Here is a 17139-nt window from a genome sequence, read left to right as displayed (position 1 = left end):
GGATTGCGGGCGGGAGGCGCTACACTGGCCGACGGATCCCGCGCGGCGCGCATCCTGTGAACTCCCCCAGGGCCGGAAGGCAGCAAGGGTCAACGGGCTCTGCCGGGTGCGCGGGGTCCCCTTTCCAAGGGCTCGCGCGGGCGGACGCGAAGCCGCCTCGCCTTTCGCTCCACCGGTGCGGGCTGTGGGCGGACCCGGTTCGAGCGGACTCCTGCCGGTCGGCGGATAACGCCCCCAATTCCGGGCACCGCACGGGTAACGTGAACACCGTCCGTGGATGCACGTGCGTCTGCACGGACAACTGTTCGGCCGCCGCCGCACATCGGTCCGGCCAGACCCATTCGTCCCTTCGCTGCTTGAAAGGCTGCCCAGGATGCCCCGGCAAACGCAGATCGGTTTGATGAGCCATGAGGAGCTCGTGTCCGAGCACGAGACCCAGACCGCGAACTACGCGAAGCTCCAGACCGAGAAGCTCACGCTGGACCTGACCCGAGGAAAACCTTCGCCGGAACAACTCGACCTGTCCGCCGCGCTGCTGCAACTGCCCGGCGAGGGCGATTTCCGCGACGGCGCCGGCACCGACTGCCGTAACTACGGTGGCCTGCACGGTCTGCCGGAACTGCGCGCGATCTTCGGCGAGCTGCTCAACATCCCGGTGGACAACCTGCTCGCGGGCAACAACGCCAGCCTCGAGCTGATGCACGACGTGATCACCTACGCGATGCTGTACGGCACCAACGATTCCGAGCGTCGCTGGGCCGCCGAGGACACGCTGAAGTTCCTGTGCCCGGCCCCCGGCTACGACCGGCACTTCGCGATCACCGAGGCACTCGGCTTCGAGATGATCCCGATCCCGATGCGCCACGACGGGCCGGACACTCACGCCATCGCCGACTTGCTGGCGAACGACCCGCAGATCAAGGGTCTGTGGGCGGTGCCGAACTACTCGAACCCGACCGGCGTGGTCTTCTCCGAAGATGTTGTCCGCGAGCTCGTTTCGATGCCCGCGGCGGCGCCCGACTTCCGGCTGTTCTGGGACAACGCGTACGCGGTGCACCCGCTCACCGACACCGCGGCTCCGGTGATCGACGTGCTCGGCTTGGCCGCCGCTGCCGGAAACCCGAACCGCCCCTTGGTGTTCGCCTCCACGTCGAAGATCACCTTCGCGGGTGCGGGCGTGAGCTTCATCGGTGGTTCCACCGCGAACCTGGATTGGTACCTGAGCCACGCGTCGAAGAAGAGCATCGGCCCGGACAAGATCAACCAACTTCGCCACCTGCGCTTCTTCCGGGACGCCGACGGCGTGCGCGCGCACATGCAGAAGCACCGCGCCATCCTGGAACCGAAGTTCGCCTTGGTGCTGAAGATCCTCGAGGACCGCCTCGGCGCGTCCAAGGTGGCGTCCTGGACCGAGCCCAAGGGCGGCTACTTCATCAGCCTGGACGTGCTGGAGGGCACGGCGGCGCGGGTGATCGCGCTCGCGAAGGAGGCGGGCATCGCGCTCACCGCGGCCGGCTCGGCCTTCCCGTACCGCAACGACCCGGAGGACAAGAACATTCGGATCGCGCCGAGCTTCCCGAAGCTGTCGGAGCTGGAGAAGGCGATGGACGGGCTGGCCACCTGTGTGCTGCTCGCGGCCACCGAGAAGTCGCTGGGCAAGTAGCGGCGGATCGCTGACGGATCTGCGCCCGGCACGAGTTCGTGCCGGGCGTTTTCCGTTGTGCTACCCGGTCTCCAGCAATTCTTTGAGTCGCGCCAGATCCCCGCGGTTCGCCCGCCGGATCGCTGCTTCGAGTACCGGCGCGGCGAGTTTCGCGAATCCGCTCGGCTCGCCGCGGTTGCGCAGCGTCATGCGGGTGCCGCCCTCCGGTGTGTCGGCCCAGGTGTAGGTGGTCTCCATCGGGAACGGCCCCTGCGCGGTGCGCATCACCAGTCGCGTGCCGGGGTCGTAGGCGACCACCTCGTAGGTGTAGGTCAGCCTGTTGCCCAGGAAGTGCGCGACGAAGGCCATGCGCGAGCCGACGCGCAGCGGCGGCTCCGTTTCCCAGGTGACGCTGTGGATGCGCGAGTACCAGGTGGGCGCGTGCGCCGGATCGGCCGCGTACGCCGCGACCAGCTCGCGGGAGCGGTCTATCGCGATGTCGGTTTCTACATCGACGGCCATCGGCCCGGTCAGCGCGGTTTGTGCGCGAGGACGGCGAACATGGTGACCGAGAGATGGATGTCGCCGTTGGCCGCGGCCGCGTCGAGATCGGCGAGCAGTTGCTCGCGCTGCGTCTCGGTGATCGCGCCGCGCGCGACCGCCATCGCCGAGATCCTGGTGACCAGCGAGCCCGCGCCCACGCTGCGGTCCTGCACCAGCGCCTGCGAGCCGATGTCGTCGACCACCAGGCCCGCTTTGGTGAGCAGACCGGGGAGGCGACGGCCCGACAGCGGATTGGTGGTGGCCGAGACGAGGGTGTCGATCACCTCGCGGACGACCCGCCGGTCACCGGGGTGCATGATCGCGGTGCCCCAATCGCTGTCCACCACGACGACGCGGCCGCCAGGACGAAGCACGCGCGCGATCTCGTTGGCCGCGCGGGCGGGGGCGGTGAGGTGCTGGAAGACGCGCTCGCACAGAACAGCGTCGAAGCTGTCCGCGCCGAACGGCACGCCGTAGGCATCACCGGAGTGGAATTTGGCCGTCGAGCCGGCCTGCTCGGCGCGGCGTTCGGCCGAGGCGAGCAGATGCGGGTCCGGCTCGACGCCGACCGCGCTGCCGGCCGGGCCCACCGCTTCGGCGAAGGTGACGACCTCCGTTCCGGTACCGGAGCCGATGTCGACGGCGTGCTCGCCGGGCCGCAGCGCGAGCGCTTCGTGCGCCCACGCGCGCAGGCGGCGGATGCCGGGCAGCGCGGCCTGTAGGTCACGCACGTCGACGAGCTGGTCCTGTCCTGCTCGGTCGAACCGATCGGGGCGCAATGCGTATGTGTTCATAGGCCCGTGTCCATCCCTGGCCGTCGTGGTCGGTGTCGCCGTCGTCGGAGGCATGGCCTGGAGCCTACGCGGCACGTCGTCTACCCGCGCGTAGGGACTGTGACGCGAGTCACTATGGTTGATGAACCGAGCGCTTTCGTGAGTACATGGGTAATTCCATGTACTCGCATCGAACTAGCGTGCGATGGGGGTTTGATGACAAGCCTCGACGGCTGGCCAGCAACTGCCTACGTCGAAGCCGAGCTGGCCGACGGGAACCGGTTACCGGTGCTGCGGGCTGCGATACGGCTCGTCGGCATCGTCCTGGGGATTCGGGCTCTACCTGGCCAGCAACGGCAAATACCAGGACCGGATCCTGCCCTCCAGGCTATCCATCGGCAGCCCCCAAGAAGCTTTCGACTGCGCCTGTGGCCTCTAACTCAACCACTGACCCCGACAGACCTACGGGCAGGACCACTAAGCTTCAGGTAGGCCACGTTGTTTGCTTCGTCGCTAGATCAGGTACTCGATGTAATCGTCTGCATATCAGGGGGTTTCATGCCAGGTTGTCTGCGAATGGCACGTCTACAGTTCGAGCCGCTGGCTAGCAGCCGGACCGCCGCAGTAATGCGGCCGTCCAACCAAACCCAGGCGCATGAGTCCCCATTGGGCCAAACGACTCTCTCCGGTACGCTCGGGCGTCGGGCCGTAGATTGAGGGGGATTCTTTGGCTGTAACGCCGTTTGGCCGCCGCGCTTTTCTGCTCGCTCTCGGCGTGGCGCCCGTAGCGTGTACGTCGGAGTCCACGAAGCCGGAGGGGCCGGACCTGTCCAAGGTTGACAACACAATCCGGCCTCAGGACGACCTGTATCTTCACGTCAACGGCACCTGGTTGCGGACCTACCAGTTACCGCCGGACAAGTCCCGCTATGGCTCATTCGAGGAGATGGACGAGCGCGCCCGCCATAACCTCAATGCCATCCTCGAGGGCATCGATGACGACGCTGCGCCGGGCTCACCGGAACAGAAGCTGCGCGACCTCTACCGCGGCTGTCTCGACATCGACACGATCGAGCGTCAGGGCACGAAGCCGATCGCCGACCTGCTCGCGGCCGTGGACAACGCTGTGACCAAGTCGGACCTTGCATACGTCGCCGGTCAGCTGGTCATGACGGGAGGTTTCCGCACCCAGTTTCAGACCACTCCGCTCCAGCTGTACGTCGGCGTCGATCCCAAGGACTCAACCCGTTACCTGCCGAGGATGGCTCAGTCCGGCCTCGGTATGTCGGACGAGGCCTACTACCGCGACCTGCGGAAAGCCCCGATCCGCGACGCCTATCGCACGTATCTGCAACGCCTCGGCGCCGGCGCGGGACTACCAGACCCGGTAGGCGCGGCACAACGCGTGCTCGACCTGGAGACAGGAATCGCTGCAGGACAATGGAACCGGGTCGACACCCGCGACGCCGACAAGACCTACAATATCCGCAGTTGGGCTGAGTTGCGCACGCAGGCACCGGGATTCGATTGGGACAGCTGGCTCGCGGCGATATCCGAAAGCCCCGCCAAGTTCGCCACTGTGGTGGTCGACGAGCCCTCGTACGTCACGGCTTTTGCGCAGCTGTGGGTCGATACCGACATCGCCGTCTGGCGCGAGTACTTCACACTGGCCATCGTCCGCGCATTCGCCCCCTTCCTGAAGAAGGATTTCGCCGACGCCGACTTCGACTTCGCGGGCAAGAGTCTGAAAGGACTCGAGCAGCCGGAGGACCGGTGGAAGCTTGCGGTCCGCCTGATCAACACCACGGCGGGCGAGCTGCTCGGCCAGAAATATGTCGCCGAGCACTTCCCCCCTGAGGCCAAGAAGCAGGCGCTCGATCTCGTCGCCAACCTGCGCGAGGCCTACCGCGAGCGGTTCCAGCGCACCGAATGGATGAGCAAGGCGACTCGCGACGCCGCCATCGCCAAGCTCGACAAGGTCCAGCCGATGATCGGCTACCCCGACAAGTGGCGCGACTACTCGAACCTCTCCGTCACCAAGGACCAGCTCGTTACCAGTATTCGCGCCGCGAACGTCTTCGAAAGCAGGCGTCAGCTCGCCAAATTGGGCACACCTGTGGACCGCGGCGAGTGGGGGATGACTCCGCAGACCGTCAACGCCTACTACACGGTCAGCATGAACATGATCGTCTTCCCCGCAGGCATCCTGCAGCCGCCGTTCTTCGACCCCGAAGCCGGCCCTGCTGTCAACTACGGCGGCATCGGCGCGATGATCGGCCACGAATTGGGCCACGGTTTCGACGATCAGGGCTCCAGATACGACGGTGACGGTATCCTGTACGACTGGTGGAACCCCGAAGACCGCGCCGCCTTTGCCGAGCGCGCCGACATGCTCATCGCCCAGTACGACAAGCTCGTCCCGGACGGCGTCCCACCCGATCAGCACGTCAACGGCAAGTTCACGGTCGGCGAGAACCTGGCGGACCTCCGTGGTCTCGCCACCTCGCTGGCCGCCTACCGGATCGCCATGCAGAAGCGCGGCGCTGCCCTCGACTACACCGCCGTTTTCATGGCCTGGGCCCGCACCTGGCGGGAGAAACGGCGCCACGAGGCGACTGCCGACCAGGTCGCCACTGATCCCCACTCTCCCAGCGAGTTTCGCTGCAACCAGCCCGTCCGCAACCTGCCCGAGTTCTACGCCACCTTCACTGTGCAACCCACCGACAAACTGTGGCTTCCCGAAGAGCAGCGCGTCACCATTTGATCGCCTCCGATAATCCCGGTCAGCCGGGGCAGCGGGCGACCGGACCTACGGTGTTCCGACCGGCCGCTGCCGCTCAAAGCCTCGGAGCCTTCAGAAGGCCGATACCGGCATCAGGATGGCTATTTTGTCGGACGGCAGTGGCGCTTGTAGTAGCCTTCCGGCACCTGGACATTCTTCTCGGCGTTCGCGAGCGCCTCTCCCACGCTGTTGCCGGTCCCCTCTGCTTCCAGCCAGCCAACGGTGGCGCCGCCCTTGTTCTCGACCTTGTCACACCGAACTTTAGCGGTAACGGTTGCCGCCTCCGCCACCCCCGTTCCGACGAGCGCCGATACTACGACACCCGCACTCACGATAGCGGTGCCCAGGCTCCTGCCGAATTTCGATTTCATTCCGTTCTCCCCTTTGTCAACCGGCCACGGTTTCGTCATCTGCGACCGGATCGATCTGAAATAAACTGCACAGGTCTTATCGAATGATTCTCGAAGTTACCTCCCCCATCAATCAAAGTTCGGTGGCTCATCAACTGTCCAACCGGTACTCTGATGCCGAAGCCGTCCGACCCGAGACCGCAAAGGAATCCAATGACCAACCTATCCAATAAGCTGGAGATTGCGATCTTCAGCACCGACGAAGAGTTCGAGGACCTTCGGTCCTACGTCGAAGAGATTGTCGACGCATATGCCGAACAGGGCACCTTCGATATCGCTTCCACCACTCTTTCAGCGGAACAACACGAGCTGAGCAAAGAGTGGTTCGCCCGGAACCCCGGAAAGGACGCTGGGCCACGGACTCATCATCGGATTGTCATCAGCCAGAACCGTGACGACCCAATCCACCTTCAGCTGACCCACATCGCTGACGGGGTGACAGCGCACCTGGCGTCCACTTACTCGGACAGAGACGACGGTTACACCGACAAAGTGGTCTGGTCACACCGCATGTTCTCCGAGTAAACCTGCCACGGTATCGTGCCTACTGAGATTCTTGATCGACACGATACCGCGTCAGCGTGTTCTCCTCTCGGCTACGACGGAACGATGCATCCGTGCCAGCTGATGTAGCTAGTACCTTGGGTGCCGCATTCGTTGTGGCTCAGAGTGCTTCGCAGATTGTCTGCTTCCAGCCACTGTTCGGGAATCTCCAGCTTCTGGAGCTCGAGAACGTCAAGTACCGTCATGTCATCCTCCTCTCTTTAAAATCGTCGCTTTCGGCCGAGTATGGCCGCCTTGATCACGCGGTTCGCGAGCCAAGTCCTTGGGTTGGTTCCGGTATAGGAGGCAGAAGCCCATAGTCGCGTCGTTTCATCATGGACTCCACGTGCAGCACACCACTGGAGCCGGAGGCGAGATCCGTTGTGATGCGGAAATTCGAATCTCCAGGAATAGCCCAGGTATCTGACGACATCCGGACTGCCATACTTCGGACCATCCGATTGAGATCGGAAACGGGCCGCACGGGAAGGCCCATGACCATCTTCAAACCATTTGTGCCGTACAGTAGACCAGCATATCCATTGAACAGACTGCAATTGACAGTGAATAACGCAGAATCGACCCTGGCGAGATCCTCTAGGCACGACGTCACTTTGCCGTCGAGCCGCTTGACATCGACGTTGTTCAACGCCACACCGAATCCCGCGGATCCTGTCGCAAGATACGGTATCAGCCGCTTTCCCTGCTTGTAATGAAGTATGTTTCTGTCGTCTCTCTCGTAATGGTCCAACTCAGTGAGCAGAGCGTGATTCATTGCATCGATGAAGAGATCATCACCGAACCGACGGTGTGCCTCCGCGAACAACCACGCCAGCCCCAGGTGGCCGTACATCAGACCCGATGTTTGCGCGGTGAATCTGTTGGTCATCACCTTGCTTTCCGGAGAAGGAAGCAACGGGACACCCGCGCAGTATCGCTGCGCAGCATCCGCCAGCTGTGCTGCCAAATCGGGAACGAGCACCGATTCGACGTCGGGGAAATGCTCCATCCGCAGAGCGGCAAGCATAATGCCTGCCTTCCCGTCGAAGATGCGCCATCCATCCGCGCGATCCAGCAGATTCGTATCTCTCGCGAGCTTTTCTGCGGCCACGGCCTCGTTCAGTACGAGCAGGGCATAAATCGACCCGCACAATCCATCGAAGAGTCCGGACCTAGTGACCCGGCCCGCCTCGGCGACCACTTGTTGAGTGGCCGAAGCACCGAACATGTCGGGCAAAGCGAGTGCGTGGCCCGCAGCACCGAAGGCCAGGCCGAAGAGGGAGTCCTCCAGCGCCTCGGCATGGACGGGTAATCGATTCAGCCGATCGTGCGCCGCCCGGAGAACCGCAGGGAGATCGTCGCGAAGAGCGGCCAAAAAGTTCTTCGGAGGAGGATTTTGCTGCAGAGTTGCCGGCAAGGACAGCGCCGCCATGATGCCGTCCCGTTTGATCACATTCTCGGCTACGCCGTCCGGCACGCGACCGTTATGTCGCTCCAGGATTTCCAGCAATCCTGGAAGCGCCCAATTGAAACGATTCGACGTGATCTCGGCGTGCTCCACCCTTGCAGTGAGCATCTGCGTAATCGTCTGCGCGAGGGCGTACGAATCTATGTCCTGAGGGGCAACACCGGGCGGCGGGGCGAACCCCGGTGCGTGTATACCGCTCGATTGCCAACCGGTGATGTCCTTGGCGGTCTCGAAGTCGATGATTGTGACAGCCAGCGTGTCGGGATCGACAATGATGTTTCGGGGATGGAGGTCCGCGTGAGCCAGGCCTGCTTTTCGTAGATGATTGACCCCACGCTCCGCGTTGTCCAGAATCACGCAGCAGTCTTTCCCATACCGATCCCAATCGGCGCCGTCCGCCGCGTAAAGCGGCATATTGCCGACTATCCATGATTGCAAAGTGATACCGACAGCACGGGACATCGCCATGAAGTAATGACCGCCCACCTCCCCGCTCCAGAGAACTCGCGGAAAGAGGTCCGGATCGCCTAGCCGGCGGATGGTCGTCACCTCATCACGTGTCCTTCGGTAGCCATCGCGGCCGTCCGGCGTGTAACCTGCGTTCGGCCGTCCCTCCTTGACGACGACTTTCTCGCCATTTTCCAGGATCGTGGCGAGGTAAACTCCGCCTGCGTTGGAATGACTGATAGCAGATTCGATGGTGAAAGGAACAGGTCCACCCTGCGGTCGGTCCATGACGCCCCGCAAGAATTCTGGTATTTCCACCCAGGGAGGTGGGCTGAACCAGGGCAGCCGCTGGTCCTCCTCCGGCCGTCCATGCGGGTCGATGATGCACAGCTTTCCGTCGACCTCCAGTCGCCGGAATCCACCGTATCTGACGAAAACGGGTCCACGTTTCCACCGCAGATCGGTCAGAATATGCGGACCGTCGAAATCGGCAGTACGATTACCCAATTCGATGACCGCCCGCTCGAATCGATCCGAATCTGGATATACAGTCACCAGCTTTCCGGAGGATACCCGGTCGGCATTCTTGGAGTTCGTCGCACGATACTGTGCGATCGATGTAGCAACCTTGAAGTGCAAGCCCATATCTCGACAAAGATCTGCGGCGATTTCTGCTACTTTTCGCTCTGTACCCAGTGTGGCGCTGAGATGGATTTTCCAACCCTGATGAGGAGCGTCCGGACCCACGTCGGGAGTCCAATATGTCCAATATCTGCCGGTCTGTGATGTATATCCTGGAATATCCCCAGCGAAAACCCTGTCAGCATCGTCGACGCCGACGTCCGACGGTGCGCTGAAGAATTCACGGTCCTGCATGCAATACTGCTCTAAGATCATTTCGGCTCACTGTGATCAGGAGATCGGACATGCGTTGGGGTAGTCTGGATTTCGATACCAATCGCCGGAAATCGCTATACAGCACTCCGGCTCTTGGGCAATGATTTCGCATTCATCCCCGGAAGGCTGCGGGAAATACTGAGCAGCAGCCGATTCTCCTGCGCCAACAGCTGTAACGATCGCAACCAAACCAACAATTTTAACGAACACAGAAACCCTCCCCGACGTTTACTCGTGCAAATCGCATGCATAGTTGATGTCAATCTCAAGGCTAATTCAGGTGGCACTCAGCATCGCCGCTGGTAGCGGCCACGGAGCCGCCCAGCGTCGCGCCTGGTCCTGGAAATGCCTCTTTGTATTGGATGCGAATAGAAGTACACCGACACACCAAACCGTGCTCGGTTCGGATTTCTTATCAACTGCTCAAACAGTAGTTATACCGATAACAGATCGGTGTGCAACTAGATTGAAGAACCCCTCCCAGAAGATGATGGCCTCCCCAGCCTCCCATGTGAGCATAGTACGCAGACTAACGTTGCGCAACTGGGCGCGTTGTAGCTTTTCGCCTGAGGGATAACGTTTTTCGCCGGTTGCCACACCCGAGGCTCGACGAGCTCCTGGCAGTCGCCGTAGTTCGGATTCGCCGCGGTCGAACAGGGCGTTGGCGCTCGGCTCGAGTGTCCATCACGCAGCCATATTCAGTCGGCAGGTGACGATCGAGGTTCGATTCCTGCTTCTGTGCCTGGTAGGTCGTAGCGCAACGGTTGAGCGCCGTTGGGCAGTCACCGATGCTCGCACCCCAACGCGCCAGAATGCTCGCGGCATCCGAGAACGCCCGCGGCAGCTGGTCGCCGAACTGCCGATAGTTCTGCCCTACTTGGGACGGATTTACATGTGCGGCAGCAAATCGCGCTGCCGAGTCCAGATCCAGTACGGTCTCGGCTCGAGACGGCCAGATCTGTCGCGGTGCCCTGCACCGCATTCGTGTCGATGGTTGCAACAGCTACTCCTGTTCCGATGGAATCGCGGCTCCGGGCATGCATGGTCCAGCCCTGTCCAGTTGGGGAACAACGCATGGCACCGCCAGTCTCTCGGTTTCGGAACGATCAGCCGGTCGCGCACACCGGGCTACCTGACCGCTCCTTCCTCGATTCTTGATTGGTCACTAGGTAGGACGCGCCGGGGCTCCGAACGGTTCCAACTAATTTCGGAGTCCTCGACGCGCCACATCACGACGGAGCCGGAGACGCGGCCCGGCAGCGCTGGCGATTGCGGTCCGACCGTCTGGGCGCATTGTTTCCCTACCTGCCCCACCAGCCCGGCTACAACAAGCGGATCAACGCGGCCGGGCCTTTGATCGCCGCGACCATCGAGCAGCTGGCCGCGCAGGTCTCGGCCACCCGTGACCAGTTCCGGTTCATCGACGCCACCCCGATTCCGTGCGGCACCTCGGTGCCCACCGTCAAACGATCCGCACTGGCCGGGTTCGCCAATTACGGCTACTGCGCTGCACTGTCACGCTGGTACTGGGGTGTGAAGTGAAGCTGTGTCTGATCACCACCGCCCACGATATGCCGATCGCCTGGTGCCTCGCCGACCCGAGAATCGGTGAACGCGAGGTTGCCGCCGAACTGATAGGCCACGCCCACGACCGGGCCATGCTACCGCTGGACGGCACCTTGATCGGCGATAAAAGACTGGCGGGCAATGAGTTTCATCACTTGTCCGCGCTCGTCGGCGTGCACTTCCTGCGCCCCGACCGCAAAGGCGAACCCCACCGCAGCGGCGACGCGGCGGCATCCGTCAACTCATCGAATCGGTCTACGACACCTGCAAAGGACAACTCTCCCTCGAAGCCACGGCGCACCCACTCGCGCCGGCCTGCTCGCCCGAACCGCCCAGCGCCTACTCGCCCTGGCCGCCGCGATCTGGCAAAACCTCACCACCAACGCCCGACCAGCCGATCACTCACCGCCTACGACCACTGACATCAGGAATCACTCGTCTAGGCACCGGCCCGCTGCAGAATTGATCCTCGGTATCGGCAACGACATCGTCGTACTCACAAGATCGAGATAGCCGCCGCCAAGTCGGGGCCGTCCGAGCAAAGCCCAATCACCGTGAGTTCCCAAGAAGCGGGGCACTGTAGCCGCATATCGGTGGTTCGGGAACGCGGGGTCCGCCAATCAACAGCGCGATACCGTTCCACTCCTGCACCGCTGCCAATGGTCCTGCAGCTGGCAACGTGGTGGTCCCACGACGGTGGCAACCGACACCCAGCGCGACGGTAAGTTGCCAGGTCAGTGCCAGTGATTGAGCGTGCTCCGCTCGGTCGAGGGGCGCACGAAGGTTCGGTGTGCCGTGAGAGTACGGCGATGAAATGCGGGTGGGTTCCGGCGACACCGCAGTCAGCCACCAGCCCGACCCGACCGGGCGAGACCAGCACACGGCGTCATTCAGCACCGCCCTACACGTAACCCGAATTCTTGACAATTGGATGGCAGATGGCCACAGAACGCACGGTACTGCCGGCCCCATGCCGGCGGATATGCTTTCAGGGAGCACATCGGTCACTCGTCGGGCGCGCCCGGAACACCAGTGGCACCGAACGCGGGCACTGAGCGAAGCCTGCGGCACCTATCTAATACGGCTGAACACCCGGAGGGACAGTGACTCGCACGCTATGCCTGGCGCAGGACGCCGAGGCCGACAAGCTACTGACCGAGGACCACTTCGCCACGCTGCTCGGCATGCTCTTGGACCAGCAGTACCCGATGGAGCACGCCTTTCGCGGCCCGAAGAAGATCGCCGACCGGATGGGCGGCTTCGACATCCAGCGCATCGCCGAGGCCGACCCGCAGGAGTTCGAGGAACTCGCGGCCACGCCGCCCGCGATCCACCGCTACGGTCGCTCCATGGCCCGGCGCGCCCAGGAACTGGCCCGCTACGTCATCGAGCACTACGACGGCTCGGCCGAGAACATCTGGACGGCGGGCGACCCGGACGGCAAGGAAGTGCTGCGCCGACTGAAGGAACTCCCGGGCTACGGCGAGCAGAAGGCGAAGATCTTCCTGGCCCTGCTCGGCAAGCAGCGCGGCGTGCGGCCCGAGGGCTGGCAGGCGGCGGCGGGCGCGTACGGGGAGGAGGGCTCGCGCCGGTCGGTTGCCGACGTGACGGATGCCGAAACCCTCGCTCAGGTAAGGGAATTCAAGAAGCAGGCGAAAGCGGCCGCCAAAGCGAAGTAGTGCGGTGTTAATTCGGCGGTCGCCTATTTGAAATCCGCGTGCGTTTTTTCCTCGTTCTCGCGAAGTCGGTACCGGATGCTTTTGCCTGGAACGGCTGAACCTGAGATGAGGGATTGCAGGACATGAGAATGAGGAAGCTCGCCGTGGTGGCGGCGCTGGTGACGATCGCGACCGGAGTGGCCGCGGGTACGTCCGGCGCTACGCCGGCGGAGGAAAGCGCCGAAAGCGCAGTCAATTTCACCGCTTACGCGACCGATACCCAGTCGATCATCGAAACCGACGCGGGTTCGCTGGTCGTCGAGGACGGTGTGTTCAAAGTGAAGGCATCCAACGGTACCGTGCTCGCGGGTCATCCGCTGCGGTTCCAGCTGGACGACTTCGAATTCCCCATCGCGGCCGAGATTTCCGGCCGCAGCGCGACGCTGACGCCGCTGTTGGACCGGGAACACGCGGTCTACAAGCCGGTCGCCCTGCCGTACGAGGACAAGGCGCCGTGGAAGAGCGAGTACGACCGTGAGGTCGCCGCCTGGACCCGCTTGACCAGCACCATCACCATGGGTGCCGCGATCGGCACCTTGGTGGGCGGCATCGGCGGCGCGACGGTCGGCTGCGTGCTCGGCGGCATCGCGGGCGCGACCATCGCCGCGGGGACCATCGCGGGGTTGTTCGGGCCGTTCATCCCGGCCGCGGGTGTCGGCTGCCTGGTCGGCATCGCCGCGGTCGGTGCGCTCGGCACCGTCGCGGGGCAGATCCTGATCACCGCCCCGGTCGCGATCGGTGCCGCGATCCAGTACTTCACGACGATCAACCAGCCGTTCAACGCGCCGAAGTAATCCTTCCGCCTGAAAAGACCCCGCCCCGCGGACCGTTCCGGGGGAGTGGGGTCTTTTCGGGTACTCACGACCTGGGGAAACAATGTGCGGGTGCACACAACGGCGCGTCGGGGGTTGGTGCGTCGCGGAAATCGGTGTTAATTTTAATGACATGTCTGCCGGCCGATCGAACCTCCTGCGCGTCACTTACGTGACCGCCGCGTTGGGTCTGCGGCTGCCGTTGACGCGCGAACTGTGTCGCCTCTCTTGCTGCAGCTGAGCTCGTTTTCCTGCTCATTTGCTGCCTCGCCGCCCATGTAGGCACGTCCCGTCCGGTGACGGGACTTCAGCAAGGATCTGCACAATGTCCATTCCCACCCTTGAACGATCCGTCTCCAGGGTCGCAGGCGGTCGTGCCCGCGTTCAGCGCCCGGTTGTCGCTCCCGAACTGCGCATCGCCGACAACCCGGCGGCCGCGGTCCTGCGCGCCGCTACCGGAGGTCCCGTTTCCCGCGACAATGCCGCGCGCGCAACGGGTTTGAGCATCGCCACGGTCAATCGGCAGGTCTCCGCGCTGCTCGCGGCCGGCCTGCTGCGAGAACGCCCCGACCTGACGGCCTCGGGTGCGGTCGGACGCCCGCGCGTCCCCTTCGAAATCGATCACGAGGCCTACCTGACCATCGGCATCCACATCGGCGCCGCGGTCACCAAGATCGTCGCGGCCGATCTGCGCGGCCGCATCCTCGGCGGCCTGGCCATCGCCACCCCGCAGACCGGTCAGGAATTCGCCACCACCACCGTCGCCCGCAGCGCGAAGGCGTTCCTGCAGCGCTGGCACCGGCGCAAGGCGCTGTGGGCCGGCGTCGCGATCGGCGGCCGGGTCGATCCGCTCACCGGCGTTGTGGACCACCCGAAACTGGAATGGCGTGGCGCGCAAGTCGGTTCGGTGCTCGGCGAGGTGCTGGAGCTGCCCGTCTCGGTGGCGCCGCACGTCGAGGCGATGGCGGGGTCGGAGCTGTTGCTGCCTACCGCCGAGCCGAAGGACCAGGCCCGTGTCGAGCGGGGCAGCAGCCTGTACTTCTACGTGCGTGAGACCGCCGGTGTCGCGGTGACTTTGGACGGGCGCGTGCACACACCCAGCAACGGCCCCGGATCGATCGCGCACCTGCCCACGGGCTCGGACGTCGAATGCACCTGCGGGCGGCGTGGCTGCTTGGAGGTGACCGTCGGTGATCGGTCGTTGCACTCCAGGGCCGTGGGCCGCGGCATCATCCCGGCGCACAACGGGACCGCGGGCTCGACCATCGCGGACCTGTACCGGGCCGCGGAGTCCGGTTCGGAATCCGCGCGCGAACTGCTCGCCGAGCGGGCCACCATCCTCGGCCACACCGTGGCGATGGTGCGCGACATGCTCAATCCGGATCGGGTGATCCTCGGCGGCCAGGCCTTCACCGGCTACCGCCCGGCGGTGGCGCATGTGGCGCGGGCGTTCAACCAGGGTTCCACCTTGCCGCCCACCGACATCCGGATCAGCGGATTCGGCGGCAAGGTGCAGGAATACGCCGCTGTGGTGACCTCGCTGAGCGTCCTGTACGCCGACCCGCTGGCCGCCGTCCGGCGCACCGCGTCGAACGACTGAGCCATACGACGAAGGGCGACCGGCGCGGCGGCCGGTCGCCCTTCGTGTGTGTACGGCGCTACCGATGCGGGTCGCCCGCGGTCGTGAACAGCCCCTCCAGCGCGGTGATGAAGAACGGGAAGTGGCCCGCGAAGCGCTGGAGATTGCGGTCGCGTTCGAAGCCGGCGAACCAGTAGAGGCCGGGTTGCGCGTCGGCCGACGGATCGAGGTCGCGGAAGGCGCGGATCCAATTGTCGGCGCGCGCGCCGAGCACCATGAACGGCAGCGCGCGGGAGAACACGGTCTCCTGGTCGATCGGCGGGATCTGTTCCCGGCGCGTCGTTTCCAGGCCGCGCTGGAGTGCGCGGATCTGCCCGGCTAGTTCGAGCCCCCGCGCCGTCCGCGCAGGCAGGTACTTCGGCGCCAGCAGAGACGCGACACCGCCGAGTGCGATGGCGACTCCGACCAAGGCATGCCCGGAGGTGAGCGCGAGCACGACGGTCGCCGCGATGCCGGCCACCACCAGCGCGCCACCGAACCACACCGGGAAGCCGGGCCGCCGGCGATCGAGGAAGTTGCCTCGGGCGACGGCGTCGGCCACCAGGGCGGCGCGCACCGGACCGCTGGCCACCCGACCCGGTTCGCGCAGGTCGGTCATCGTCGCCGCGTCGGAGCCGTCGGGCAGCAGCGCCTGGTAGACGGCCTTCTCGTAGTCGCGCAGCTGGTCGTCGGGAGCGTTCACCCGGGTGATCCGCCAGTCGCTGTCGCTGAGCGGGGTGATCCGGATGTAGCGGCGCACGGCGAGATCCACCACGGTGGCGGCGATGTCGACGGGATCGACATACCCGTCCAGCAGCAGACCGGCCTCACCCGGCAGCACGCCGTCCGGCGAGGTGAACTGCACCCGATCGCCCTCGCGCAGCAGTGGGTCGATCGTCTCCGAACCGCCCATCGCCGCGTCCTGGCGGCGGGCGCGCAGCACGAAGGCGGCCAGGCCGGCCAGCGCCAGCAGGAGGACGCCGAACGCGACGAGCACCGGGGCGGTGATCGCGAACGGGCCCGCGTCGCCGCTGCCGCGCACGTCGGCGTTGCTCGGCACGGTGCCGGGCGGCAGTTGCAGCGTCAGATCGATCGCGTCGCCCTTGTGCAGGTCGGTCTGCTCGAGGAACAGCACGCCGTCGGCCTCGATCTTGACGTCGGCGCACGGCCGGGTGTTGCCGGGCGGGCCGAGTTTGCAGTCCACGATGCCCATTTCGAAGCTCGGGCTGATCAACGAGGCGCTGATGGAGGCGATGTCGGTGTTGAGCACGCCGAGCCAATGGAACACCTGGGTGCCCGGCGCGTCGCTGACGGTGTTCTGCACGGAGTAGCGGAAGGTGGATTCACCGGGCCGGGCCTCGATGGTGAACTGGTCGTTCGCGACCGTCGCGGTACCCGCGCCTTCGGTGTCCACGTCGGTGACCCGGAAGACGCGCTCGGCGTCGTCGCTCACCTTCAACCGCAGCGGCAGCGCCATCCGGAAGGAGCCCTCGGGCGGCACCGAGACCTGTTCGACCACTTCGAGTACGCCCGTGCGGCTCAGTTTCAGATCGGCGGTGATTGTCACGCCGTCCGGCGCGGGCTGGGCCTGGGTGACCGGGGCCGTCGCGGACAGTCCCACGATGGCGAGAAGCAGCGCGCCTAGGGCGGCCCCCCGAAAAGTCAGCATGGCTGCCTACTCTAGACAGCTTGCTATTCTGCGTCAGCGGCTGTCGGCGATCACTAGGACGAGGGGGTACGGGGGCGTGACACAACCACCGTACGGACACGGACCGGTCCCGCACGGGGGGCGTCCGGTACCGCCGCCGCCCGGCTACGGTGCGCCTTATGGTCCGCGTCCGGGTTACGGTCCGCCACCTGGATACGGTCCGCCGCCCGGCTACGGTCCGCCGCCGGGGTATGCCCCGCCTGCCTATGGCC

13 protein-coding genes and 1 other RNA gene are annotated in these 17139 nt (G+C 64.6%); 9 read left to right on the top strand and 5 right to left on the bottom strand.

The features are described 5' to 3' along the window. The first annotated feature begins 30 nt into the window (after positions 1 to 30). Together ffs and HOV91_RS34630 are read left to right on the top strand one after the other, a co-directional pair. An RNA gene (gene ffs / locus HOV91_RS34635) (signal recognition particle sRNA small type) lies at positions 31 to 125 on the top strand. Between the two features lie 248 nt (positions 126 to 373). After that, positions 374 to 1663, top strand: a complete 1290-nt coding sequence (locus tag HOV91_RS34630) for an aspartate aminotransferase type Ic (RefSeq protein WP_174189470.1) — start codon at positions 374 to 376, stop codon at positions 1661 to 1663. Between the two features lie 60 nt (positions 1664 to 1723). On the opposite strand, the gene HOV91_RS34625 is transcribed toward HOV91_RS34630, so the two are convergent. Continuing rightward, positions 1724 to 2164, bottom strand: a complete 441-nt coding sequence (locus HOV91_RS34625; RefSeq protein ID WP_174189469.1) for an SRPBCC family protein — start codon at positions 2162 to 2164, stop codon at positions 1724 to 1726. A gap of 8 nt (positions 2165 to 2172) precedes the next feature. Beyond that, on the bottom strand, positions 2173 to 2979 hold the full coding sequence (locus HOV91_RS34620; protein WP_174189468.1) for a methyltransferase domain-containing protein: 807 nt from the start codon (positions 2977 to 2979) through the stop codon (positions 2173 to 2175). Positions 2980 to 3685: 706 nt separating this feature from the next. Here HOV91_RS34620 and HOV91_RS34615 point away from each other — a divergent pair. Further along, positions 3686 to 5722: a M13 family metallopeptidase gene (locus HOV91_RS34615; RefSeq protein ID WP_174189467.1), complete on the top strand. Its 2037-nt coding sequence runs from the start codon at positions 3686 to 3688 to the stop codon at positions 5720 to 5722. Between the two features lie 119 nt (positions 5723 to 5841). Here HOV91_RS34615 and HOV91_RS34610 read toward each other — a convergent pair whose 3' ends face one another. Continuing rightward, positions 5842 to 6111, bottom strand: a complete 270-nt coding sequence (locus tag HOV91_RS34610; protein ID WP_174189466.1) for a hypothetical protein — start codon at positions 6109 to 6111, stop codon at positions 5842 to 5844. Positions 6112 to 6303: 192 nt separating this feature from the next. Here HOV91_RS34610 and HOV91_RS34605 point away from each other — a divergent pair, with 192 nt between their 5' ends. Then, the gene (locus tag HOV91_RS34605) at positions 6304 to 6675 is read left to right on the top strand and encodes a hypothetical protein (RefSeq protein ID WP_174189465.1); all 372 of its coding nucleotides are present in this window, start codon (positions 6304 to 6306) and stop codon (positions 6673 to 6675) included. 277 nt (positions 6676 to 6952) lie between these two features. Here the strand turns inward: HOV91_RS34605 and lanKC are convergent, their stop codons facing one another. Next, positions 6953 to 9505: a class III lanthionine synthetase LanKC gene (lanKC, locus tag HOV91_RS34600; RefSeq protein ID WP_174189464.1), complete on the bottom strand. Its 2553-nt coding sequence runs from the start codon at positions 9503 to 9505 to the stop codon at positions 6953 to 6955. A 1269-nt stretch (positions 9506 to 10774) separates the two neighbouring features. Between lanKC and HOV91_RS34595 the strand changes: the two genes are divergently transcribed. The 5 genes from HOV91_RS34595 (at position 10775) to HOV91_RS34575 (ending at position 15201) form a co-directional block, all read left to right on the top strand. Beyond that, positions 10775 to 11047, top strand: coding sequence for a hypothetical protein (locus HOV91_RS34595; RefSeq protein WP_174189463.1), 273 nt, complete (start codon positions 10775 to 10777; stop codon positions 11045 to 11047). Next, positions 11044 to 11493, top strand: a complete 450-nt coding sequence (locus tag HOV91_RS34590; protein ID WP_174189462.1) for a hypothetical protein — start codon at positions 11044 to 11046, stop codon at positions 11491 to 11493. The genes HOV91_RS34595 and HOV91_RS34590 overlap by 4 nt, the downstream gene beginning before the upstream one ends. Positions 11494 to 12174: 681 nt before the next feature. Then, positions 12175 to 12750 carry an HhH-GPD-type base excision DNA repair protein gene (locus tag HOV91_RS34585; RefSeq protein ID WP_174189461.1) on the top strand — a complete coding sequence of 192 codons (576 nt, stop codon included), beginning with the start codon at positions 12175 to 12177 and terminating at the stop codon, positions 12748 to 12750. A 122-nt stretch (positions 12751 to 12872) separates the two neighbouring features. Then, positions 12873 to 13583 carry a DUF8020 domain-containing protein gene (locus HOV91_RS34580; protein ID WP_174189460.1) on the top strand — a complete coding sequence of 237 codons (711 nt, stop codon included), beginning with the start codon at positions 12873 to 12875 and terminating at the stop codon, positions 13581 to 13583. A gap of 343 nt (positions 13584 to 13926) precedes the next feature. Continuing rightward, positions 13927 to 15201, top strand: a complete 1275-nt coding sequence (locus HOV91_RS34575) for an ROK family transcriptional regulator (RefSeq protein ID WP_174189459.1) — start codon at positions 13927 to 13929, stop codon at positions 15199 to 15201. A 58-nt stretch (positions 15202 to 15259) separates the two neighbouring features. Here HOV91_RS34575 and HOV91_RS34570 read toward each other — a convergent pair whose 3' ends face one another. Beyond that, positions 15260 to 16888 (bottom strand): DUF2207 family protein, encoded by a 1629-nt coding sequence (locus HOV91_RS34570; protein ID WP_174189458.1) that lies wholly within the window; start codon positions 16886 to 16888, stop codon positions 15260 to 15262. Positions 16889 to 17139 lie beyond the last annotated feature (251 nt).

The organism is Nocardia barduliensis, assembly GCF_013315795.1.
In the GTDB taxonomy this organism is placed as follows: domain Bacteria; phylum Actinomycetota; class Actinomycetes; order Mycobacteriales; family Mycobacteriaceae; genus Nocardia; species Nocardia barduliensis.
Note: the sequence above shows the minus strand (reverse complement) of the source record. Positions and strands in the feature narration are given on the sequence as shown.

Bases quoted from the DNA above. Each gene is read 5' to 3' on its own strand.
- HOV91_RS34625 (WP_174189469.1), bottom strand. From the start codon at position 2,164: ATGGCCGTCGATGTAGAAACCGACATCGCGATAGACCGCTCCCGCGAG.
- lanKC (WP_174189464.1), bottom strand. From the start codon at position 9,505: ATGATCTTAGAGCAGTATTGCATGCAGGACCGTGAATTCTTCAGCGCA.
- HOV91_RS34580 (WP_174189460.1), top strand. From the start codon at position 12,873: ATGAGAATGAGGAAGCTCGCCGTGGTGGCGGCGCTGGTGACGATCGCG.
- HOV91_RS34620 (WP_174189468.1), bottom strand. From the start codon at position 2,979: ATGAACACATACGCATTGCGCCCCGATCGGTTCGACCGAGCAGGACAG.
- HOV91_RS34605 (WP_174189465.1), top strand. From the start codon at position 6,304: ATGACCAACCTATCCAATAAGCTGGAGATTGCGATCTTCAGCACCGAC.
- HOV91_RS34610 (WP_174189466.1), bottom strand. From the start codon at position 6,111: ATGAAATCGAAATTCGGCAGGAGCCTGGGCACCGCTATCGTGAGTGCG.
- HOV91_RS34630 (WP_174189470.1), top strand. From the start codon at position 374: ATGCCCCGGCAAACGCAGATCGGTTTGATGAGCCATGAGGAGCTCGTG.
- HOV91_RS34570 (WP_174189458.1), bottom strand. From the start codon at position 16,888: ATGCTGACTTTTCGGGGGGCCGCCCTAGGCGCGCTGCTTCTCGCCATC.
- HOV91_RS34575 (WP_174189459.1), top strand. From the start codon at position 13,927: ATGTCCATTCCCACCCTTGAACGATCCGTCTCCAGGGTCGCAGGCGGT.